We start from the raw sequence: 22,836 nt of genomic DNA on the forward strand, positions 1-22,836 counted from the left end.
GTTTGCTTTGCAGCAGGACAGGTAGGCTACAAACGAATCATTGCGAAAGAACGCCCAGACCTGCCACAGCGCACCGTGTTTGGTTGGTTCTTTATCGGCGCATTGGCGGTTGTGATTCCCTGTTATCTCATCCTTGGCAACCCGGATAAACTACCCACCACCCCTCTGCAATGGTCAATTCTGACCTATTTAGGGGTCGTTGCGTCCGGTCTGGGTTATTTCGCCTGGAACAAGGGGGCAACACTGGTGAGTGTCGGCGCACTGGCTGTCGCCAACAACCTGTTAATCCCTGCCGGTATTCTGGTTAACGTTTTATTCTGGAACCGTGATGCGGATATTGTGCGCTTGTCGATCGGTGGGGCAATAATTCTGTTAGCTCTCATGGTAAACGATAAATTCAACCAGCGTACCCAACAGGCAAAAGTGACATAAGCCTGTTCCAGAGCGCATGCTAGCGTCACTCCTACAGACGCTACAAACAACGGCTTTTAAAAGCTTTTTCTAACAACTAGCAAGCGGCGAAGCCGCGTCTGGCAAGTCGCGTAGCGACGTCTGGCGACTGCTCTTACTCATGACTGGCAATCAGCCTAAGTGCAACCCCCGCCGCTGCGGTGCGATTCTCGACACCGAGTTTGGGAAAGATCTGTTCCAGGTGTTTGTTGATGGTGCGGGGGCTGATTTCCAGGATTTCTGCGATCTCCCGGTTGGTTTTGCCGTTGGCCAGCCAGAACAGCACTTCGGCTTCCCGTTCGGTCAGTTCCAACTCTAGCTTCAGCAGTTCCGGGCCGGTAGGCTTATTGCCATCAATCAGCTGCATCAGCACTTCTCCGTTGCTCTGATAGCCGATCAGTTTGAGGGTTAGCGGATAGTCCAGGTGTTTAACCACCATCCGTTCCTGTTCTAACGGGCTGTGGGTCAGCCAGTTTTGAATCTGCGGCAACAGGCTCTCTTCCTGTAGCTGTTCAGTCACTCCTGCCCGGCCCAGCAGAGCGTAGGCCCGGGGGGTGGCCCAGCGCAACAGACCATCACTACCCACCGTCAGCAGGTGCTGGCCGGTACTATCCAGCGCACTGTGAACACTACTTGTCTGGCGCGCATTGCCCAGATGCACACGGATGCGCGCCAGCAGTTCATTGGGGCTGATCGGTTTGGTCAGATAATCGACGCCGCCACAATCCAGTCCACGAACGATGTCATCAGTCTCGGTCAGGCCGGTCATAAACACGACCGGAATGGTGGCCAGATCCGGATCAGCTTTCAACTTACGACAGGTTTCAAAACCATCCATCACCGGCATCACCGCATCCATGAGGATGATATCCGGGCGGATACGTTTACAGATCGTCAACGCCTGACGCCCCTCCAGTGCCACCAGAATATCCAGCCCTGCCCCCTCCAGCGCATCATTGATCAGGCTTAGCGCATTGGGGGAATCATCCACTACCAGCACGACATCATTACGCGTAGATCCGTTTTCACTCATATTCATTGACTCTGGGTCTCCAGATACACGACCAGCTTATCAAACAGAAAACTTTCACTGAGCTGTCGCAGATGGGTTAATGCCCCCGGGGACAGAACCTCCAGCCCTTCGATCTCTTTCAGACACTGCACCACGCCTTTGTGATAACCCAGCTCGGCACAGTTTTTCAGTTCCAGCAGCAATGGATGATCCGGTTGCAGGATCGCAACACTCTCCGCTACGGGGGCTGACGCTTTTACGGATACAGTCGGTTCCGGCAGCGGAGCGCTAGCCGGTTCAGACTCGCCCCGGTAGATCCATTTCAGCTCCAGATGACGGCCCAGGGTTTCCAGCAACTGGTGATTAGCAACCGGTTTAACCAGATAATCATCATAGCTGCCATGCCCCTCATCCCGGGCAGAAAGCTCACGGGCATCGGCAGAGAGCATCACAATTTTACCCGGTACTTTACGCTGCCGCAGGATGCTGGCGAGCTGCAACCCGGACATGCCCGGCATGGAGATATCCAGCAGAAACAAATCCGGCTCACTTTGCGGTAACAGTGCAAGGCAGTTTTCTGCATCCTGCGCTTCCATGATATTGAAGCCCAGCGGCATCAGAATATCGGCAAGCAGACCACGCAGAACCGGGTCATCATCCACCAGACAGAGGCTGCGCTGATAGCCTTCATAACCGATAATCCGCCGCTCCTGCAGTAGTGGTGTCAGCTCTTCACTGCTCACCCAGGGCAACATCATGGAGATACGGAAACAACTGCCCTGCCCTGGACTACTCTCCACCTGCAGATCGCCCCCCATAATCTCGGTAAGTAACTTGACAATGGTCAGACCCAGACCGGTGCCTGGCAGATGGGCGGTATCGCGGTTACGAATCCGTTCAAAGGGCGCAAAGATCCGCTTCATCTGATATTCATCGATCCCCGGCCCGGTATCCCTGATGGAAAATTCAGCCACCTGGTTACGGTATCGAATATCAAAATCCACCCGTCCGCTCGGGGTATATTTCACCGCATTGGAGAGCACGTTGATGAGAATCTGCCGCAGCCGTTTTTCATCGGTGACGATCCGCTGCGGCAGCGGGTTAGCAATATGACAGTTAAACTCGATCCCTTTCTGCAACGCCTGTAAGCGAAACATCTCATCCAGCTGCTCTATCAGCTCGGGCAGATGCACCTGGTTGCGATGCAGATCTAAGCGCCCCGCCTCGATCTTGGAGATATCCAGCAGCCCCTCGATCAAATCAGTCAGGTAGAGACCACTACGATGGATGATATCAAGCCCCCGCCGCTGATCCTCCTGCAGCTCGGAACGTTCACGTAATAGCTGGGCATACCCCAGAATCGACTGCAGCGGCGTGCGTAGTTCATGACTGATACCCGATAGATAACGGCTCTTGGCCGCATTAGCCCGTTCTGCCAGCTCTTTCGCCTGCTGGAGTTCAAGGTCGGTCTGTTCGTGCGCCTCAACCTCCCGGGTCAGCTTCATCGTCTGCCGGTTAGATTCCTGCTGCGCCACCACCCGGCTTTCATGGGTCAGCAAAAACAGCCAGGTGACCACACCCGAAGCGATAAACAGAGTAAAGAACAGCGTCCAGATGGTCTGCAGCACCAACGCTGTTTCCTCCGCTGTGGCCGGTGCTAATTGTCGGTAGATAACCGCCAGCAGCGCTCCCAGCACCAGATTGACCACCAGTAGCAACGCAATAAACTTACCCAGACGGGAACTGACCAGCTTCACCGCCCGGCGCGGCAGAAACAGATGCAACATCTCCATCACCTGACGGGAGAGGCGCGCCTTGGGCTTACAGTTATCCAGGCAGCGCACATCGAGCGAGCAACAGAGTGAACAGATCGGCAGATCATAGGCGGGACAGTAACTCATATCCTCGCGTTCAAAATCGTTCTCGCAGATACCGCAGGTGACGATACTCACCGTCGGGGCGTCGCCATGTACCGGCACCAGGCGGATATACTGGTTCAGCTCTTCATTGGTGCGGGCAATATAGTAGCGGCCGCCGGTCAGCCAGGCGATCAGCGGCACACAGACAAAGCAGCTGGCCAGACTGACAAAATGACACAGATTGCGCGCGATTTCACCGAATAGCCCCAGATAACTCAGCATCCCCAGTGCAGTAGAGATCACCATCGATCCCATCCCAACCGGATTGATGTCGTACAGATGACCCCGCTTGAATTCGATCTCCGGCGGACTCAGCCCTAGCGGCTTGTTGATCAGCAGATCAGCCGACAATGATGCCAGCCAGCTAATGGCAATGATCGCAAAGATACCCAGAATCGCTTCCAGTGCCTGATAGATGCCCAGCTCCATCAGAATCAGCGCAATAGTCACATTAAACACCAGCCAGACAACCCGTCCCGGGTGGCTGTGAGTAAGGCGGGAAAAGAAGTTCGACCAGGCGATAGACCCGGCGTAGGCGTTCGTGACATTGATCTTCATCTGACAGACCACCACCATCAGCGCCGCCAGCAGCAGGGCAATCTCCGGCGAGCCGGTCATCAGTTGGAACACCCGTTGATACATATAGGTCGGATCAGAGGCTTCAACCATACTCATCCCCTGGGTAATCGCCAGATAGGCCAGAAACGACCCCAGCAACATCTTGATCATGCCGGTAAAGACCCAGCCGGGGCCGGCCAGAATCAACCAGAACCACCACTGTTTTTTATTCGCTTCGGTCTTCTCCGGCATAAAACGCAGATAATCCACCTGCTCGCCGATCTGGGCAAACAGCGCGAAAAACACCGACACCGCCGCGCCAAACATGATGATGTCAAATTCACCGCTGGCGCTTGCCCCCATGCCCGGACTGAACTCAGTCCAGCCCTGCAAGCTATCAAACTCATACCAGAGCGCCACCCCAATTGCCGCCAGCTGCAGTGTCACCCAGAGATTATGGGTTGCCACCTGAAACCGGCTGATCGCCGTAATACCGTGGGTCACAATGGGAATCACCGCCAGCGCACAGAGCAGATAGCCCAGCGCCAGCGGGATACCAAACAACGCTTTTAGTGCCGACGCCAGAATCGCGGCTTCAATAGCAAAGAAGATGAAGGTAAAGGAGGCGTAGATAAGCGACGTCAGCGTAGACCCCAGATAACCAAACCCGGCCCCCCGGGTGAGCAGATCGATATCCAGACCGTGTTTGGCAGAGTAATAAGCAATCGGAAAACCGGTAATAAACAACACCAGACACACCGCCAGCATCGCTATCACCGTATTGGTGAAGCCGTAGCTCAGCGTCACCGCGGCAGCCAGCCCCTCAAGCGCCAGAAAGGACGCCGCCCCCAACGCGGTTTTACCCACCTTAGAGATACTCATATGACGCCCTTTACGCGCAGTAAAACGCAGCGCGTAATCTTCCAGCGTCTGGTCCGCGACCCACTTGTTGTAGTGGCGCCGTACTTTGAGGATCTTCTGGAAAGCTGACATATACTCCTGACTCACTCTTCAGAAACAACGACATCGGATGATGCAAATCCGATGCACAAATTTAGTGCAATAAAAACCCTGCAGTGCACGTTAGCGCACCACAAGAGAGCCAATAGAACTGTTTATCCGTAAACGAGCCTTAATACTGGGTTAGACTGCAGGGTTTGTGCCAAGCGGGGGTAACAAAAAGAAGTAGCTAGTTGCTAGTGGTTAGACGCGACTGCGTCGCTTGCTAGAAAAAGCGTCAACAGCCGCCCCAGCTTAGGGCAAGTTAAGAACTAACGGTGAGAAGCGATAGATTGTTAATCTATTTACCTCGGTGCTCTCTGTGTCCTCTGTGGTGAACCTTTTTAGGATATTTTTTACCACTGCAGACTTAAAAGAAACTAAGAACTAGCGCGTTAGTCCTGGTTAGACGCAATTGCGTCGCTTGCCAGAAAAAGCGTCAACAGCCGCCCCAGGACAGGGTAAGTTAAGAACTAACGGTGAGAAGCGATAGATTGTTAATCTGTTTACCTCGGTGCACTCTGTGTTCTCTGTGGTGAAACTTTTTAAGATATTTTTTACCACTGAGGGCACAGAGAACACAGAGGAAGAGCCAAAACCAGATGTTTATTTTGTTCATTCCAGCAGTTATGCTCAGTTGACGATTGCGACAAGCCTGACTCAGAATGCGGGGCATATGGCTTGAGTCCTGGTTGGACGGATTAGTGGCGTACACTTACCTATATTCATAGCATAACAAACGAAGACCAATTCCAACTCAAGGATGAGTCAATGAAAAAGCTGTTCATCATTCCTCTTAGTATTGTTTTACTCTCTGCTGTTATAGCGACGGGCTGTCTGTTTGTTATAACGGGACTGGTAAAGTTAGCCACGCCGCCCTCATTTCAAATAACCTATGCGGCCATTGCAGGCTGCAAAAATCAGCATGAGATCCAACAGAATGATGGTGGGCTGTTCCAGGGGTTTGGCTATCTGGAACCCTACATCCCCTACCTGCTTCGCTGGGATCAGATGTTGTTTAACGACCATTTTATGATCACTGATAATCTGGTAAACAATCAGAGTGTGTTTCACATTTTGCTGACTGCATCAGAGTTGGGCGAATCAGAGTGTGATGAGCAGATTATGTCGTTGGCTCAGCATTATCAGAGCCGGGGCGCAGACATTGATCCATTCAATGACTATGGAATGACTCCCCTGCAGGAAGCTGTGATCACCCGGAATGAGAATTTTGTCCGCTTTTATATCGGCATGGGGGCCAATAAATACCTTAAGACCAAAAGCAATATCCCCCTGATATCCGGTATGGATGTCCATCAAATCGTTCGGCTGTTTCGGGAAAGAGATCCGAACGATTTAAAGCTCGCGCATATCGAGAGCTTCCTGGAATAAGTTTCTCCACACTCCCGGTTTGTTACTGGCAAATGACTTTTGTCACTTGCCAGTAACAAACGAACATCGAAACGCCTAACGCATCCCTGCCCGGTCCATTATTTCACTGATCTCCGCCAGAATACTCTCATCATCAATGGTAGACGGCATCTTGTACTGATCGTTGGCAGCGATTTTACGAAGGATGGCACGTAAAATTTTGCCCGATCGGGTTTTCGGCAGACGCTGCACCACGACAGCCCGACGGAAGCAGGCCAGCGCCCCCACCTGATCACGCACCATCTGCACCAGTTCGGCTTGCAGCTGTGATTCATCTATTTCCACCCCCGCCTTCAGCACAATCAGCCCCGCAGGCACCTGGCCTTTGAGGGCGTCGTTAACACCGATCACGGCACACTCGGCCACTGCGGGATGGGACGAGACCACCTCTTCCATCTCACCGGTAGACAGACGGTGACCGGAGACATTGATCACATCGTCGGTGCGCCCGGTGATGTAAACGTAGCCATCGTCATCTTTGAAGCCACCATCGCCGGTGTGGTAATAGCCCGGAAAAGCGGTGAGATAGGAGTCCGTAAACCGCTGCGGTTGATTCCAGATATCCCAGGCAACCCCCGGCGGCATCGGCAGGGTGACCACAATATTACCGGTTTCATTCGGCTCAACCAGCTGTCCTTCGCCATCGACCACCTGAATATCATAACCGGGAATCGGTTTATTGGTTGATCCCAGCCGGGCCGCTGAGGGGTTATCCCAGCCCATCATTGGCGCAGTCATGGGCCAGCCGGTTTCGGTTTGCCACCAGTGATCGATCACCGGTACCTGCAACAGCCCATCAAGCCACTGATAGGTGGACGAATCGAGCTTTTCACCGGCGACAAACACCCAGTTAAGGCTGGAAAGGTCATACTTCTGCGCCAGCTCACCTTCAGGGTCTTCCTTGCGAATCGCCCGGAATGCGGTTGGTGCACAGAACATGGAATTAACCCGGTACTCATCGATCACCCGCCAGAAAGTTCCGGCGTCAGGGGTTTTGATCGGTTTACCTTCAAAAAAGATCGCACTGCAGCCACCCATCAACGGGCCATAGACAATAAAGGAGTGCCCCACTACCCAGCCAATATCCGAGGCCCCCCACCAGACATCACCGGGGTTCATGCCATAAACATTATGCAGCGCGTAGTTAAGTGCCACGGCGTGGCCACCATTATCCCGCACGATCCCTTTCGGCGCTCCGGTGGTGCCTGAAGTATAGAGAATATAGAGCGGGTCGCTGCCTTTCACGGGCACACAATCGGCAGGCTCAATGCCTTCCTGACACCCATACCAGTCCAGGTCACGTTCCGGATTCATCTCTGCCGGCAACATCGGCCGCTGACAGACAATCGTATAGGCGGGCTGATGAGTTGCCAGATCAATCGCTTTATCGACCAGGGGTTTATAGGCAATTTTCTTATCAAACTCGATACCGCAGGATGCAGTCAGAATCAGTTTGGGTTTCGCATCATCGATGCGGATCGCCATCTCATTGGCGGCAAAACCACCAAACACCACCGAATGCACCGCGCCTAGCCGGGCACAGGCAAGCATCGCCACAGCCGCCTCGGGGATCATCGGCATATAGATCACCACGGTATCGCCCTTCTCCACACCCAGCTTTTTCAGGGTTCCGGCAAACAGCGCCACTTTCTGATGCAGTTCGCAGTAGGTGATCTGTTGTTTACTGCTGGTCGCAGGGGAATCGTAATAGAGGGCAACCTGATCACCGCGGGTTTGCAGATGCTGATCCAGTGCCAGATAGCAGCTGTTGAGCTCACCATCGGGATACCAGCAGAAGGTGCCGTTGGCGGTTTTTTTGAGAATGGTTTCAGGTTGTTTAAACCAGTTGATCCGTTTAGCCTGCTCAGCCCAGTATGCTTCGGGATTCTGCTGTGCAGCCCGGTATTCGTCGTTGTAACCCATGACCTACTCCGGTTTTGTTTTTATAGAGGGAGTCTGCCGGCTGGCATTACCGGCAGTATGTGGTTGCTGATGTCAAATCATGAGAAAATCAGCTGTCCTGATAGAGCTTGAGGATGCTGGAGAAATCCAGACCGCCGTTGCCTTTGGACTTATGCAGCGAGAACAGTGAGCGCGCCGCTGATCCCATCGGCACCGGCGAGTTACTCTGCTGACTCAGCTCCATCGCCAGCCCCAGATCCTTAAACATCAGATCGACCTGAAAACCGCCCTGGTAATTGTTTGAAGAGGGCACCCCTGCCATCACCCCCGGTACCGGGTTATACACCTGCAGCGCCCAGTTATTGCCGGAACTCTGCTTCATAATTTCAGAGAGCACCGCCGGATCGAGGCCATTTTTCATCCCCATGTTCAGCGCTTCACTGGTACCCGCCATCAGAATCGACAGCATCATATTGTTGCACGCTTTGGCGATCTGGCCTGCACCGCTCTGACCGGCATGGAAAATATTCTTACCCATACACTCCAGAATCGGTTTTGCTTTAGCAAACTGCTCATCGGTGGCACCGACCATAAACGCCAGGGTTCCGGCGATAGCGCCACCGACACCACCGGATACCGGGGCATCGATAAAGCTCAGTCCCCGTTCGGCGGCCGCCGCCGAAACCCGTTGGGCCGTGGCGGCATCAATGGTAGAGGAATCAATAATCAACGCATTGTCAGAAACCACATCCAGCAGCGGGGCCTCCCCTGTCAGATATAACCCCTGCACATGCACTCCGGCAGGCAGCATGGAGATCACAAAATCAGCACCGGTAGCCGCCTCAACCGCAGAAGCCACAGCGGTGCCGCCCTCTGATACGACATGCTCGACTGCTGCCTGAGACAGGTCAAACGCCTTTACTTCATGACCTGCTTTCAGCAGGTTGATCGCCATGGGTCCGCCCATGTTACCCAGACCGATAAATCCGATAGTTGCCATAACACTTTGCCTCTTTTAATTCTTATTAACGTTGTTGTTAAACGGCTAAATTAGAGTGACGCCAGTGGGTTAACCTCCCACGGGGATTCGAAGAACTGATCGACAAATGCCGGATCAACTTCCCCGACTGTCTTATAAATCCATTGCGGAGCACCATCTTTATCCACTAATAGTGCCCGTACACCTTCGGGAAACTCCCGCTGCTTACAGCACTGTACCGACAGAATCATTTCACTTTCAAACACCTGTTTCAGTGACATATGCTTAGTCACTTCCATCTGCTGCCTGATGATATGAATCGCCAGTGGACTACCATGACTGATCGCTTTCTGTGCCCGGTTGATCCACTTGTCATCGCTGTCGACGGCCAACAAACCTTCAACCAGCTCCGGCAGAGAGTCTTTGTCGGTAATCTGCTGAATAAACGAGTAGTGATTCTGCACCGGTGAGTCCGCATTAAACGCCGCCTGAGACTGCTGCTCCAGATCGCGCAGCACCCGATTGGTGGCAGCATGGCCACAACCGTCCCAGCTTTCAGCCTGTAGTCCATTCAGCATCTGGCTACGCAGCTCTGCGGCGATAAACCGATCCGCCAGCCCCAGGAACAAGGCATCGGCGGCATTCATCGGGTTGCCGGTGAGGCCCAGAAACAGACCGGTACGACCCGGCATATGGTTCAAAAACCAACTACCACCAACATCAGGATAGAGGCCGATAGTCACTTCGGGCATCGCCATATGGGTTTTCTCGGTGACGATACGGTGGCTACAGCCGTTCATCAGCCCCATACCACCGCCCATCACAATGCCATGGCCCCAACAGATAATCGGCTTGGGATAGGTGTGAATGGTGTAATCGAGAATATATTCCCGGGTAAAGAAATCAGTTGGGAACTGCGGGTCACCATCACCGGTCATCGACTTGTACAGGTTGACCACATCACCTCCGGCGCAGAAGGCTTTCTCTCCGGCGCTATCGAGGAGCACAGCAACCACTGCATCATCGGTTTTCCATTGATCCAGTTTTGGCTGAATCAGATCGATCATCTCCAGCGTCAGCGCATTCAGACTGCGTTCTGCGTTCAGCTGGATCTCAACAATTTTTTTGCCATCGCGGGTTGGGTATTCATTAAACAGTACACAGCTCATCAATTCTCTCCTGTATCCCGCTTAGCGGTTTTTCCACTGGGGGGCACGTTTACCCAGGAAGGCATTCACCCCCTCTTGCTGATCTTCGGTAAAGAACAGATCGACAAACAGTTCCCGCTCGAGAATATAACCGGCACTCCAGTGCTGGGTGCGGTTGTTCTGGATCAGTTGCTTACAGGACGCCACCGCTGTCGGACTTTGCTGAGCAACATTTGCCGCCAGCTCCAGCGCTTTTTCCAGCGCCTGCCCCTGCGGCACTACCTCTTCTACCAGACCGATCTCCTGGGCTTTCGCCGCTTTAATGCGCTCACCGCAGAGGATCATCCGTTTGGTCCAGCCCTCACCCACCAGCATAGTGAGGTTCTGGGTGCCACCAGCACAGGGCAGCAATCCCACTTTGGCTTCCGGCAGCGCCATCTGTGACTGCTCTTCGGCGATACGGATATCACAGGCCAGAGCGACTTCCAGACCACCACCCATGGCAAAACCATTAATGGCTGCGATAGAGACCCCGCGGAACTGGCTCAGGGTTTCAAATGCTTCACCAAAATAGCGCGCCATATCACGGGCGACGCTGCGATCACCGTCGGCAAACAGGTTCAGATCCGCGCCGGCTGAGAAGAATTTTTCGCCCTGTCCGGTAATCACCAGACTATAGATATCACGATCAGCGTTCAGCTCTTCCACCAGTGTTTTAAGCCCTTTAAGACTCTCTTCTGTCCAGGTATTAGCGGGCGGATTATTCATTGTCAACAGAGCAATATTGCCCCGTTTTTCAACCAACAGCTTCTCGGTCATAACGATCTTCCTTATTAATGTCTCGGGTATTTATACTGATTACACCCGTAAAATTCGTGTTCAATGCTTACCTTAACCCGTTATCGCTAACGATTGTAATGCGCTGCTATAGTAGTTCTGTCGCATTATCCAGCAACAACCGACGGGCAATAATCACATTCATAATTTCATTGGTGCCTTCCAGAATCCGGTGCACCCGGTTGTCCCGCAGGAAGCGTTCCATCGGATACTCTTTGATATAACCGTTCCCCCCAAAAATCTGCAGCGCTTCATCGGCAACGTTATAGCCAACATCAGTGGCAAAACGCTTCGCCATCGCACAGTAGGTGGTTTTATCCGGATGGTTATTATCCAGACGGGCTGCCGCCATACGCACCATCTGCCGGGCAGCCACCAACTCGGTGGCAGCGTTAGCCAGCTTAAACTGTAACGCCTGGAAGTTCGCCAGAGACTGGCCGAACTGCTTACGCTCATGCATATACTCGGTGGCTTTATTCAACGCCTGCTGGGCGGTACCGACAGAACAGGTGGCGATATTGATGCGTCCACCATCAAGACCGCGCATCGCAATTCTGAAACCATCACCTTCCGCACCAAGAATCGCAGCAGCCGGAATACGCACATCCTCAAAGGTGATCATCCGGGTTGGCTGACTGTTCCAGCCCATCTTCTCCTCTTTACGGCCATAGGTGATGCCGGGCAGTGTGGCATCAACGGCAAACGCGGAGATCCCTTTCGGCCCCTCCTCTCCTGTACGCGCCATCACCACCAGGCAGTCGGTTGCACCGGCACCAGAGATGAAGATTTTNCTGCCGTTCAACAGATAGTCATCGCCATCACGGCGGGCAGAGGTTTTCAATGAACCGGCATCGGACCCGGCATTGGGTTCCGTCAGGCAGTAGGAGGCCAGCTTCTCACCGGCGGTCAGTTGCGGACACCACTGCTGACGCACATCCTCTGCGCCAAACTCGGAGATCATCCAGGTGGCCATATTATGAATCGTGATAAAGGCGGTGGTCGAGGTACATCCCATCGCCAGCTGTTCAAAGATAATGCTGGCATCTAAGCGGCTCAGGCCCAGACCGCCAACATCCTCATGGGAATAGAGGCCGCAGAAACCGAGTTCTCCCGCGGCTTTCAGCACATCAACCGGAAAGGTCTGCTGCAGATCCCACTCCCCGGCATGGGGTTCCAGTTCATTCTGAGCAAACGCACGAGCCATATCGGCAAACGCCACCTGTTCCTCATTCAGTTCAAAATCCATAGATGCTCCGTACTTAACACAGGTAGATTCTTATTATTACTCTATCGATTCAATAGCTTGTAAAAAAGAGTGTATAAAAGCGTTACGAGCGCCGAAAGATCAAGGCATATGCCGGTTGAGCAGCGCAGTTGACTATTGTCAATGAGCAGCGCAAACCGGCAGATAACGCCGATATTTCAAGCGCAGTAGCTTTTATTTCAGATGTATTGTGGTGTTAACCCCGGTATCAATATCATCCTCAAACCAGCGTGCAGTGACGGTTTTAGTCTCGGTGTAGAACTTAACCGCCTGCTTACCATAGGCATGCTGATCACCGTAGAACGATTTTCTCCAGCCAGTGAACGAGAACATAGGCAGTGGCACGGGTACCGGTACGTTGATACCAACCTGACCCACTTTAATCTCGTGCTGATACTTACGCGCAGCGGCACCGGATGAGGTGAAGATAGAGGTACCGTTGCCGTAAGGGTTCTCATTAATCAGGGCGATCGCTTCTTCAAGCGTATCCACTTCCAGTGTGATCAGTACCGGCCCAAAGATCTCTTCCTGATAGATGGACATATCCCGGGTGACGCCTCTGAACATGGTTGGGCCAACCCAGTTCCCGTCGGGGAACCCTTCAACGACACACTCAGAACCATCCAGAATACACTCGGCACCGGCATCTTTACCTTCCTGAATAAAGTTCAGGATTCGTTGTTTGGCCTGTGGGTTAATCTGTGGACCATAACCCGCTTCAGGGTCATTCCAGGCACCGGGACGTACTTTAGCCAGGGCATCACGCACTTCAGGAATCCACTCCCGTGAACGGCCCACAAAGACGGCCACCGAAATCGCCATACAACGCTGACCTGCGGCGCCAACAGAGGCTCCGGCAATGCTGTTGACCACCTGATTTTTAGCCGCATCCGGCATAATGACCATATGGTTTTTCGCCCCGGCAAACGCCTGAACCCGCTTCATCTTATCGGTACCGGTACGGTAGATATGCTCACCGACCGCAACAGAACCGACGAAAGAGATCGCTGGCGTATCTTTGTGGGTCAGCAACTGATTAACAACCTCTTTGGTGCCGTGAACAACCTGCAACAGACCGTCGGGAGCACCGGCGTCTTTAAACAGTTCGGCCAGACGCATCGGCGTCAGCGGGTCTTGCTCAGAGGGTTTCAGGACAAAGGTGTTACCGCAGGCGATCGCCATCGGGAACATCCACAAAGGGATCATCGCCGGGAAGTTAAACGGGGTGATACCGACACACACACCCAGAGGCTGAGTGATGCTGTAACAATCAATTTTTCGGGCCACGTTTTCAACGGTTTCACCCATACTCAGTGACGCGATGTTGCAGGCATGTTCAACCACTTCAATACCACGCCAGACATCACCTTTAGCATCTTCAAAGGTTTTACCGGTTTCCTGTGACAGCAGCTCGGCAATCTGATCATGGTTCTCTTTCAGCAATGCCTGATATCGCAGCATCAGACGGGCACGTTCGCCAACGGGTGTCTCTTTCCAGGATTCAAACGCGGCTTTCGCGGCTTCAACAGCCTGATCCACTTCGTCAGAGGTTGCACAAGGCACCTGGGCAATTACTTCCTGGGTGGCAGGGTTGGTTACCGGAATCCAGTTTTCACTGCGGCTCTGAACCAGTTCACCATTGATCAGTAGAGGGACTTGCTGAGTCATGTTTTGCACCTTTGCTGCTATTAGCATCTCGTTATTATTGTCTTCAGCCACCGCTCAACAGGCAGTGACTGCAACCATCTTGCCTTGATTAAAGCACAGCTTCCGGCTGCAGATGATTCATAATGTTGCTATATTAATGGACTATATTGCTATTTAATACATGAATACCCTTATTCCAGATTAATACCTTAGTCGAGCAGCCCCGATGAGCACCCCTTCAAACTGGCCTCTGCCACCCCAGAGCATCCGTTTCATCATGCCCCACAAAATCATCGAAAGACTCAGTAATAACAAGCTTTCAAGGGATCTTTACCCACTCGGGGCAGGCTATTATAAAGAGGCAGAAGGCCACCGTATGGAGCGCCTCGAACATGATGATCATCTACTGATATATTGCCTCGATGGCAAAGGTAAAATCCGTGTTCACCAGAAGAATATTGCGGTAAATAGCGGTGATCTGATTCTGTTACCCCGGGGTACCGCCCATCAGTATGCCTCCAGCCTGAACAACCCCTGGACCATCTACTGGTGCCACTTTGAAGGTGCTTTGGCGGATGACTTTATTACCCATCTGCAGATCTCAGTACACAAGCCGGTGGTGCACTTAGGCTTGCACAGCAGCCTGGTGAGCGAGTTCGATGCGCTGCTGGAGGCGCGTCACAGCAGCTATCACCTGAATGCTTTTATCAATGCGGCAAACCAGCTACGGCAGATTCTCACCCATATCGCGCTGTTACAGCCACTGGTACGCAGTCAGGATGCCGACAGTTTCGATCTGGAAAAAATTCACAGCCTGATGCAGGCACGCATTCATGAACAGCTGGATATCGACACCCTGGCAGCAAGCGTCAACTTGTCTAAATTTCACTTTATTAAGAAATATAAAGATGTCACGGGCACCACCCCGATCAACCACTTTATTCAGCTGAAAATTGAACGGGCCTGTCACCTTTTGGATATCAGCAGCAGAACAGTTGCAGAGGTTGCGTTCATGGTGGGCTATGAGGATGCCTATTACTTCTCCAGGATTTTTAAAAAAGTGATGGGCATCTCGCCAACCCAATACCGAAAACTGCAGGTCGGCGCCTGGTCGTATAAGAGCTTTAAAACCGAGACCATTTAAATTAACTTATAGCGACTAAACAATTACCTGACACAGTTTTAATAGAGGTGAATATGGCGCTTAACATTGCCGGAATTGATCATATCGTATTACGCACCACCCGGCTGGGGGAGATGCTGGCGTTTTATTGCGGTGTACTGGGCTGTATCGTTGAACGGGCGCTGCCGCCGAAAACCGGGCTGGTGCAACTACGCGCAGGGGATGCGCTGATCGATCTGGTGATAGTCGACAGTGAGTTGGGACGCGAAGGTGGCGGCCCTCCGACAGCAACAGAGAATAATATGGACCATTTCTGCCTGCTGCTTGAGCCGATCACTGAAGATGAGATCCGCGAGCACCTCAAAAAGCATGAAATAGCCTTCGGGGACTTCTCTGAACGCTATGGCAGCGAAGGTTTTGGCCAATCGGTCTATATTCGGGATCCGGAAGGCAATACAATAGAGCTCAGGAGTATTAAAAAGTAACACTGCACGGCAGCTTATTGCTCCCAGGTTTGCAGCACCATGTGGGTGACTATTTTAGCCCCCTGAGGCAGTACCGCATCGATCTCTGCCAATATGTCGTGCAGCCGCTGCATCTCTGAAAACTCGATATACACCAACAGATCGACCTCACCACTGATACCATGACAGTGCTTCACTTCAGGATATTGCATCACCAACTGCACCAGAGGACGACACTTATAGCCACCATGCTTAATTTCAAAATAGGCTCTGAGCGGGCCATTTTTTTCGCTCTGAGTGGAGGTTAGCACCTGATAGCCCAGAATCTCGCCCTGCTCCTCCATTCGTTTTATCCGTTCAGAGACGGCTGGACGCGACAAGTTTACCTGCTCTGCGATGGCGGAAACACTCTGCCGGGCATTTTGCCGAAGTGCGGCGATTATTTTCTGATCAAAACTATCCATGGGTTAACCTGAGTATGCAAAACGTCGGCAAAATAATGAAAAACCTACAGATTGACAGTAAACCACGACGTAACGGTTTTAATATCGGTCGTACACTCTACTGACACACTATATGTTATCTGGATTAAAGGATGCCTAGGCTAAATCAAACAATTACCCGCTGGCAAGGGATGGGACTGATTGCCACCACTCTGCTGGGAACCGGCGTCTTTATTCTGCCACAACTAACCATCGTTGCCGCCGGTAATTACGCCATCTGGGCCTGGATTATTCTGTTGCTGGGGATTCTGCCACTCACCTGGGTGTTTGCCGAACTGGGGCGGCGTTTCACCCACGCGGCTGGCCCGGCTTATTTCGTTGAGCGGGCGTTCGGGCCACTGGCCAGCCGGGTTATCGGCTTGCTGTTTCTGTTCTCCGTGCCCCCTGGCGCCGCTGCAGCGTTGGTAATGACATTCAAGTTTCTGCAACCTGTCATAACGCTTTCAGCAGAACAGCAGCTCTGCGGCGAACTGCTGGTTTTTTTACTGCTATTTTTTATCAACCGCCGGGGCCTGCAGCTATCGGGTCGTATTCAGATGGGGCTCACCCTGACAATTCTGTTTGTGGTCATTCTGATGCTGATGATGACACTGATTCAGACACCGCTCCCCGATACCACGCCCATTGTTCACCGGCCCGGAGATTACAATGGCCTGATGCAGGCAATCGGTCTGGGTATCTGGAGCTTTCTCGGTATCGAAGCAATTACTCATCTGGCTGGCGAGTTTAAAGATGTTAAGCGGGATTATATTCCGGCAACCCTGATCGGCGTCGCCCTGGTAGGACTGATCTATATCGGCTGCACCTGGCTGTCACTGTTAGCGCCAGAGCATTCGCTGGCGATGGTCGGCCTGTTTGAGCTGCAATTTGGCAACAGTGGCCGCTGGATTATCGGCGGCTTAGGCTTTATCAGCGGTATCGCGACCATCAATATCTACTTTGCCAGTCTCTCCCGGCTGGCCTGGAGTTTCAGTCATGATGGTATTTTGCCCAGCCCGCTACGCGCACTCAATCAGCATAAGGTTCCCACTAGTGCACTGCTGACCTTTATGCTGATCTCTGCGCTGATGCTGCTGTTCAGCTATCTGGCCGATATCAACTTCACTATCATGGCCCACTGGGTGAACGGTTCCTTTGTCGTGGTGTATAGCGCTTCGATGCTGGCCGCCTGGAAGTTGCTGGACCGACGTTGCAAACCTGCAATAGTGATCAGCCTGATCGCCTGCGGGATGTTTATTTACTGTCTGGGCAGTGCAATGCTTTACGCCCTCTTGCTAGGCTCGCTGATAACACTGATCTTGCTGGGACAGCCACTATGGAAGCACGCTCATCCCGCTGATGAGAACCTGTCGTAAGTCTGACATTAGCTGATTCGGCTTGCGCTGGAAGCTATATCTGCTCGATAAGCAGATTAATCCATAGCAGTAATACACATAAAATCCCACCACCATACAGGTACATACGATAGCGGACATTATTACTGGTCAGATGAACCCAGGCTTGTGCTGCCCGGCAAACAACAAACGCCCAGGCAAGTAACAGCCCTGCTGTGCTCTCTGCGTCTGATACGATATACAGCGTGCTAACCACGTAAAAGAGGCAGGGAACCTCAAACATGTTGTTGTAGCACCGGCCAGTCTTAATCATCCGCTCAGGCAGGGCTTCACCCTGCATCAGTTTAAAATAGCCTGCCGGAACCTCGCCACTACGGACGCAGGATATTCTCGCTCTGACCGCCAGCACTCCGATTAAGATTGTTAACAGCGTTACCGCCGCGATTGCATAGACCATGACTTATAACCCTCCTGATTCGATAGAGCTTGATGCTAACAACAATCTATATATGATAAAGATCATATTTAGATATCTTTGAGTCATCGTGATGCCCTATTCAAGCGAACATAAACAAAACAGCAGAGAGAAAATTCTGCAAAGCGCTTACCGGTTATTTTCAACCAAGGGCTTTGACAACGTGACGGTGGACAGGGTGATGCAGGACTGTTCATTAACCCGTGGAGCCTTTTACGGACATTTCAGAAGTAAATCAGAGTTGTATAAAGAAGCGCTGAAGTTTGCCGCGTCAAACAGCAAACTGGCAGATTTAAAACCTGAAGGGCTCTCATCCCGGGAATGGCTGAGCGTACTGCTGGATGGCTATCTGAGCCTGGAACATGTGTATGGGGAAAGGCCCTGCCCTTTAGCTTTTCTGGCGACCGATATCGTCTCCCGGGATAAAGAAACCCATAAAACCTATGCCCAGGTATATACCAGAATGAATCAGCTGATTCTGGACTATGCTGGCAGAGATACTGTGAAAAACAGCCAGGATGTTTTCTCACTTACATCAATGATCATTGGTGCTGTAGCGGTTTCGAGAACCCTTGAGGATCAACAACAGATACAACAGATTTTATCATCCTGCCGTCAGCAAGCACGGTTGATATTAGGAGGGATATAAAGCCTTCAGAACCCGATGTTCAGTCGTCCCCTGCCTGTTTATGTCGCGCATAGAAACGTTCCAGCTCCCGCGGTTCTGGTGTCTGCCCGGTAAAGATCTCGACATAGTCTGAGATCCGCTGTAAGCGGGTGGTGATATCTTCGTCGGACTTCATCGAAATATAACCGATCTGGGTCAGATAGATAGTGCGCGCGCGGACATCAGCTTTGAGCGGTTCATAGCCAAAACGGATAAACATCTGCCGTAATGCTTCCAGGCGCGTTTCATCCGCCAGACCAATCTGCTCGGTAACCTCTGCCGACTGCAATGCCCAGCTGCGAACAGCGAACTCAAACTGAGAATCAAACAGATCCTGATTCAGCCAGCAATCAAATACATTCAGGATCGCTTCCGCAATGGTCTCGGCATAGGCCTGCGACTGCGTCACCAGATTACCGCTGTTTTTATCCCGCCATTTTTTCAACAGGGCATTCAACAGTTCGTCCCGGTCTTTAAAAAACCAGTAAAAGCTGGTGCGGGATAGCTTCAGCTTTTTAGCCAGTGGTTGAATACGCACCGCATCAACCCCGGTTTCAACCACCGTGTCATAAGCAGCCTGCAACCAGAGATCTGCCGAACCACGCCAACCACTCTCCCCTGAGGGTTTGGCTTCGTCATTACCAGTATCAGCCTGATTACTGTCGTTATCTCTTTTCATCGTATCTGCAACATCCCCTGGACAACGGTAATACACCCATCATCACCCTACACGAGCGACAGAATGTACATAACTGTTCAGTCAAAGTAAACCTGGTACCCGCCCCACAATGTACACTACTGATTTTTTAATTGACACATATGTACATTACTTCTAGATTAGCTGAAAACGTCGTCTCATTACTCACTCATCTGGAGGCTCACAATGTCCAATGACCCCCTGCTGCAACCGTTCCAACTGAAACATCTGCGTCTGCGCAACCGCATTATGGTCTCCTCCCATGAGCCGGCATACTCCGAAAACGGCATGCCCACTGAGCGCTATCGTGCCTATCACGTTGAACGGGCTAAAGCCGGCGTTGCACTGACGATGACCGCAGGTTCCGCTGCTGTCGCCAAAGACAGTCCGCCGGTATTTGACAACATTCTCGCGTATAAAGATGAGGTCGTACCCTATCTGAAAGCACTCACCGATGAGTGTCATGAACACGGTGCGGCAGTGATGATTCAGTTAACTCATCTGGGGCGACGCACCCGCTGGGATAAGGGTGACTGGTTACCCGCAGTATCAGCCTCCCACCGCCGGGAAGCCGCCCACCGGGCCTTCCCTAAACAGGTTGAAGACTGGGATATCGAACGCATTATCAAAGACTACACCGATGCTGCCGAACGGATGTATGCGGCGGGCATGGATGGTATTGAGCTACAGGCCTACGGCCATCTGATGGACCAGTTCTGGTCACCACTGACCAATACGCTGGATGGCCCCTACGGTGGTGATCTCGACAACCGCTTACGCTTCACTTTTGATCTGCTTCGCTCAATTCGCCAACGGGTTGGCAACGAGTTTATCGTCGGCGTGCGCTATACCGGAGATGAGATGCTTGACGGTGGACTGTCGGCAGAAGATGGCCTGTCTATCTCTCAGCGGTTGAAAGATAGTGGTATGGTGGATTTCCTCAACATAGTCCGTGGTCACATCGATACTGATGCAGGTCTGACCGATCTGATCCCGATTCAGGGGATGCGTAACTCTCCACACCTGGATTTCGCTGGTGAGATCCGCGCCGCAACAGGCTTCCCAACCTTTCATGCGGCAAAGATCCCCGATGTTGCCACCGCCCGCTATGCCATCGCCAGCGGCAAGATCGATATGGTGGGCATGACCCGGGCACATATGACCGACCCCCATATTGTGCGCAAAATTATCGCAGGCAACGAGGAGAGTATTCGCCCCTGTGTCGGTGCCAACTACTGCCTTGACCGCATCTATCAGGGTGGAGCCGCCTACTGTATACACAATCCGGCAACCGGTCGTGAACTGACCATGCCTCACGAAATTGCGAAAGCACCACAGCGGAAAAAAGTTGTCATAGTCGGGGCTGGCCCTGGAGGTCTGGAAGCCGCCCGGGTTGCCGCAGAACGGGGGCATGAGATAATCGTGTTTGAGGCCGCCAGCAATGCTGGCGGACAGATTCTGTTAACCTCTCAGAATCCACGACGTCATGAGATGATCAGCATCATCGACTGGCGCATGCAGCAGTGTAAATCGATGGGAGTGAAATTCCACTTCAATACCTATGCCGAAGCCGACACGGTATTAGCCGAAGATCCCGATGAAGTGATTATCGCCACCGGTGGTCTGCCGGATACCGAAGTGCTGCAAAGCGGTAATGAACTGGTGGTTTCAACCTGGGATATAATCTCCCGCAGTGTCAAACCCGGCACCAATGTGCTGCTGTACGATGATGCCGGTGACCACGCAGCGCTGCAGGCCGCCGAGGTCATCGCCAATAGCGGTGCCAGAGTTGAGATTATGACACCGGATCGCAGCTTTGCTCCCGAAGTGATGGCGATGAACCTGGTACCCTATATGCGTACCCTGCAGCAAAAGGAGGTTACCTTTACCGTCACCTACCGGCTGCACTCGGTGGCCCGTGACGGCAATGAACTGGTAGCGACAGTCGGCAGCGATTACGATGACGGTAGCCGCGATTTCACTCAGAGCCGCCGCATCGATCAGGTAGTCGTCAACCACGGCACCCTGCCGCTGGATGATCTGTACTTCGACCTCAAACCCCATTCCATTAATCTGGGTGAAGTGAACTACGATGCACTGATTGCGGGCACGCCTCAGACCCTGGAAAAAAACAGCGCGGGTAAATTCCGCTTGTTCCGTATCGGTGATGCGGTATCGGCACGCAATACCCATGCGGCGATCTATGATGCCTTACGACTGGTAAAGGATCTCTGAAACGATTAAAGGTTGGGCAGGTTATACAGTGATAGGTAAAACTGCCCTGAACGACTGTCGAGGGGCTCATTTTCAGAGCCCTTTTTTCAGGAACTCATTTTCAGGAGCTTATTTTCTGAGTCTCAGACTGACTATCTGAGCTGACTGTCTTTACTGCCACGACGATTGATACCGCCCACGCTGATCTGCTGTTTTTCCAGTTCTGCCTGGCATTTAATACAGAGGCGAATACCGGGAACCGCCTGTCGCCGTTTCTCCGGAATAGGCTGATCGCATTCTTCGCAGTGGGTTAAGCTTTCCGCCGCACTGGAGCCCGCATTTAAACGACTGCGCGCCAGCGCGACAGCATCTTCAACACTGGCATCAATCTGATCCTGAACGGCGCCATCACGCGCCCAGCCACCGGCCATACTCGCTCCTCAACCCTTTTAGCAATAAACTGATCTGTTTATCAATCAACGGACGTCATTAACTGTGATTTTTTGTAAGCAGCATCCAGCCCCTCTGCGATAGCATCAGCCAGCGGCGATGCCTGCATCACATTTAATCCCGCCGCGGTGGTGCCCGCGTAGTCAATCATAGCCTTAACCTGCTCTGCTGGCGAAGCCTCTGCCGTGGCCATGACAACCCCACTGGCATGAAAAAGCTGACGTACTGCCCGTTCGGCAATGGCCGGATCAATACCGGTTTTAACAGCATAATTCACCATGCAATCCGCATAATAGGCGACAAACCCCGGAACCGGGCCGATCAGCGCAGTGAACTGATCGATCTGATCCTCACTGGCAACCTCATCTGTCTGACCAATCGCGTTAAACAGCGCCTGTGTCGCTTCGCGATCCTCAGCCGTCACCTCGCGACTGGCACACCAGGGAGAGTAAGCCAGCCCTTTTTCAGCAGCCGGATTGGACATCGCCCGGATCACCCGTTCAGCCCCGGTGAGATGCTGAAGCTGTTCGATGGTAACACCCGCGACCACGGAGATTAGCAATCCGTGGCGAGACTCTATCCGGATATCCAGCGTCGCTGACAGTGCAGGCGGTACCGCGACAATCACGATATCACAGTGGTCGATCAGCTCCTGATTACAGGTGGTAAACTGTATCGCTGCTTTTGATTCCACTGATTCAAAGCCGGTACGATTATTTGAACGGCTGGAGATCCACAGTTTCTCAGGTGCAACAAGCCCGCT

20 protein-coding genes are annotated in these 22,836 nt (G+C 52.5%); 7 read left to right on the top strand and 13 right to left on the bottom strand.

Annotated elements, in window-relative coordinates; translation table 11 throughout:
• Positions 1–432: EamA family transporter (locus ACQY8X_RS16505; protein WP_428036238.1), on the top strand; the 432-nt coding region annotated here is incomplete at its 5' end.
• Positions 433–565: 133 nt separating this feature from the next.
• Here ACQY8X_RS16505 and ACQY8X_RS16510 read toward each other — a convergent pair.
• Together ACQY8X_RS16510 and ACQY8X_RS16515 are read right to left on the bottom strand one after the other, a co-directional pair.
• Positions 566–1,489 (bottom strand): response regulator, encoded by a 924-nt coding sequence (locus tag ACQY8X_RS16510; RefSeq protein ID WP_428036239.1) that lies wholly within the window; start codon positions 1,487–1,489, stop codon positions 566–568.
• On the bottom strand, positions 1,486–4,932 hold the full coding sequence (locus ACQY8X_RS16515) for a hybrid sensor histidine kinase/response regulator (protein ID WP_428036240.1): 3,447 nt from the start codon (positions 4,930–4,932) through the stop codon (positions 1,486–1,488). Before ACQY8X_RS16515 ends, ACQY8X_RS16510 begins: the two co-directional genes overlap by 4 nt.
• A 777-nt stretch (positions 4,933–5,709) precedes the next feature.
• On the opposite strand from ACQY8X_RS16515, the gene ACQY8X_RS16520 reads away from it, so the two are divergent.
• The gene (locus ACQY8X_RS16520; RefSeq protein ID WP_428036241.1) at positions 5,710–6,330 is read left to right on the top strand and encodes a hypothetical protein; all 621 of its coding nucleotides are present in this window, start codon (positions 5,710–5,712) and stop codon (positions 6,328–6,330) included.
• A 75-nt stretch (positions 6,331–6,405) separates the two neighbouring features.
• On the opposite strand, the gene ACQY8X_RS16525 is transcribed toward ACQY8X_RS16520, so the two are convergent.
• The 6 genes from ACQY8X_RS16525 to ACQY8X_RS16550 form a co-directional block, all read right to left on the bottom strand.
• Positions 6,406–8,292 carry an AMP-binding protein gene (locus ACQY8X_RS16525; protein WP_428036242.1) on the bottom strand — a complete coding sequence of 629 codons (1,887 nt, stop codon included), beginning with the start codon at positions 8,290–8,292 and terminating at the stop codon, positions 6,406–6,408.
• A gap of 88 nt (positions 8,293–8,380) precedes the next feature.
• The gene (gene mmsB, locus ACQY8X_RS16530; RefSeq protein ID WP_428036243.1) at positions 8,381–9,271 is read right to left on the bottom strand and encodes a 3-hydroxyisobutyrate dehydrogenase; all 891 of its coding nucleotides are present in this window, start codon (positions 9,269–9,271) and stop codon (positions 8,381–8,383) included.
• A gap of 50 nt (positions 9,272–9,321) precedes the next feature.
• Entirely contained in the window at positions 9,322–10,419 is a 1,098-nt protein-coding gene (locus ACQY8X_RS16535; protein ID WP_428036244.1) for an enoyl-CoA hydratase/isomerase family protein, read from the bottom strand.
• Positions 10,420–10,440: 21 nt separating this feature from the next.
• The gene (locus ACQY8X_RS16540) at positions 10,441–11,217 is read right to left on the bottom strand and encodes an enoyl-CoA hydratase (protein WP_428036245.1); all 777 of its coding nucleotides are present in this window, start codon (positions 11,215–11,217) and stop codon (positions 10,441–10,443) included.
• Between the two features lie 106 nt (positions 11,218–11,323).
• On the bottom strand, positions 11,324–12,481 hold the full coding sequence (locus ACQY8X_RS16545; RefSeq protein ID WP_428036246.1) for an acyl-CoA dehydrogenase family protein: 1,158 nt from the start codon (positions 12,479–12,481) through the stop codon (positions 11,324–11,326).
• Between the two features lie 192 nt (positions 12,482–12,673).
• Entirely contained in the window at positions 12,674–14,167 is a 1,494-nt protein-coding gene (locus ACQY8X_RS16550) for a CoA-acylating methylmalonate-semialdehyde dehydrogenase (protein ID WP_428036247.1), read from the bottom strand.
• Positions 14,168–14,372: 205 nt separating this feature from the next.
• Here ACQY8X_RS16550 and ACQY8X_RS16555 point away from each other — a divergent pair, with 205 nt between their 5' ends.
• Positions 14,373–15,290 (top strand): AraC family transcriptional regulator, encoded by a 918-nt coding sequence (locus tag ACQY8X_RS16555; protein ID WP_428036248.1) that lies wholly within the window; start codon positions 14,373–14,375, stop codon positions 15,288–15,290.
• A 53-nt stretch (positions 15,291–15,343) separates the two neighbouring features.
• Positions 15,344–15,754, top strand: a complete 411-nt coding sequence (locus ACQY8X_RS16560) for a VOC family protein (RefSeq protein ID WP_428036249.1) — start codon at positions 15,344–15,346, stop codon at positions 15,752–15,754.
• Between the two features lie 14 nt (positions 15,755–15,768).
• Here the strand turns inward: ACQY8X_RS16560 and ACQY8X_RS16565 are convergent, their stop codons facing one another.
• The gene (locus tag ACQY8X_RS16565) at positions 15,769–16,197 is read right to left on the bottom strand and encodes an Lrp/AsnC family transcriptional regulator (RefSeq protein WP_428036250.1); all 429 of its coding nucleotides are present in this window, start codon (positions 16,195–16,197) and stop codon (positions 15,769–15,771) included.
• A gap of 131 nt (positions 16,198–16,328) precedes the next feature.
• Here ACQY8X_RS16565 and yjeH point away from each other — a divergent pair, with 131 nt between their 5' ends.
• Positions 16,329–17,591, top strand: coding sequence for an L-methionine/branched-chain amino acid transporter (gene yjeH, locus ACQY8X_RS16570; protein ID WP_428036251.1), 1,263 nt, complete (start codon positions 16,329–16,331; stop codon positions 17,589–17,591).
• A 34-nt stretch (positions 17,592–17,625) separates the two neighbouring features.
• Here yjeH and ACQY8X_RS16575 read toward each other — a convergent pair whose 3' ends face one another.
• Positions 17,626–18,027: an MAPEG family protein gene (locus ACQY8X_RS16575; RefSeq protein ID WP_428036252.1), complete on the bottom strand. Its 402-nt coding sequence runs from the start codon at positions 18,025–18,027 to the stop codon at positions 17,626–17,628.
• Positions 18,028–18,118: 91 nt separating this feature from the next.
• Here ACQY8X_RS16575 and ACQY8X_RS16580 point away from each other — a divergent pair, with 91 nt between their 5' ends.
• Positions 18,119–18,694: a TetR/AcrR family transcriptional regulator gene (locus ACQY8X_RS16580; protein WP_428036253.1), complete on the top strand. Its 576-nt coding sequence runs from the start codon at positions 18,119–18,121 to the stop codon at positions 18,692–18,694.
• Positions 18,695–18,713: 19 nt separating this feature from the next.
• Here ACQY8X_RS16580 and ACQY8X_RS16585 read toward each other — a convergent pair whose 3' ends face one another.
• Positions 18,714–19,391, bottom strand: a complete 678-nt coding sequence (locus tag ACQY8X_RS16585; RefSeq protein WP_428036254.1) for a TetR/AcrR family transcriptional regulator — start codon at positions 19,389–19,391, stop codon at positions 18,714–18,716.
• Positions 19,392–19,595: 204 nt separating this feature from the next.
• Here ACQY8X_RS16585 and ACQY8X_RS16590 point away from each other — a divergent pair, with 204 nt between their 5' ends.
• Positions 19,596–21,644: an FAD-dependent oxidoreductase gene (locus tag ACQY8X_RS16590; RefSeq protein ID WP_428036255.1), complete on the top strand. Its 2,049-nt coding sequence runs from the start codon at positions 19,596–19,598 to the stop codon at positions 21,642–21,644.
• 131 nt (positions 21,645–21,775) lie between these two features.
• Here ACQY8X_RS16590 and ACQY8X_RS16595 read toward each other — a convergent pair whose 3' ends face one another.
• Positions 21,776–22,054, bottom strand: coding sequence for a DksA/TraR family C4-type zinc finger protein (locus tag ACQY8X_RS16595; protein ID WP_428036256.1), 279 nt, complete (start codon positions 22,052–22,054; stop codon positions 21,776–21,778).
• 41 nt (positions 22,055–22,095) lie between these two features.
• On the bottom strand, positions 22,096–22,836 hold a 741-nt coding region (locus tag ACQY8X_RS16600; protein WP_428036257.1), incomplete at its 5' end, for a pyrroline-5-carboxylate reductase family protein.

It is taken from the genome of Amphritea sp., assembly GCF_050300915.1.
Classification (GTDB): domain Bacteria; phylum Pseudomonadota; class Gammaproteobacteria; order Pseudomonadales; family Balneatricaceae; genus Amphritea.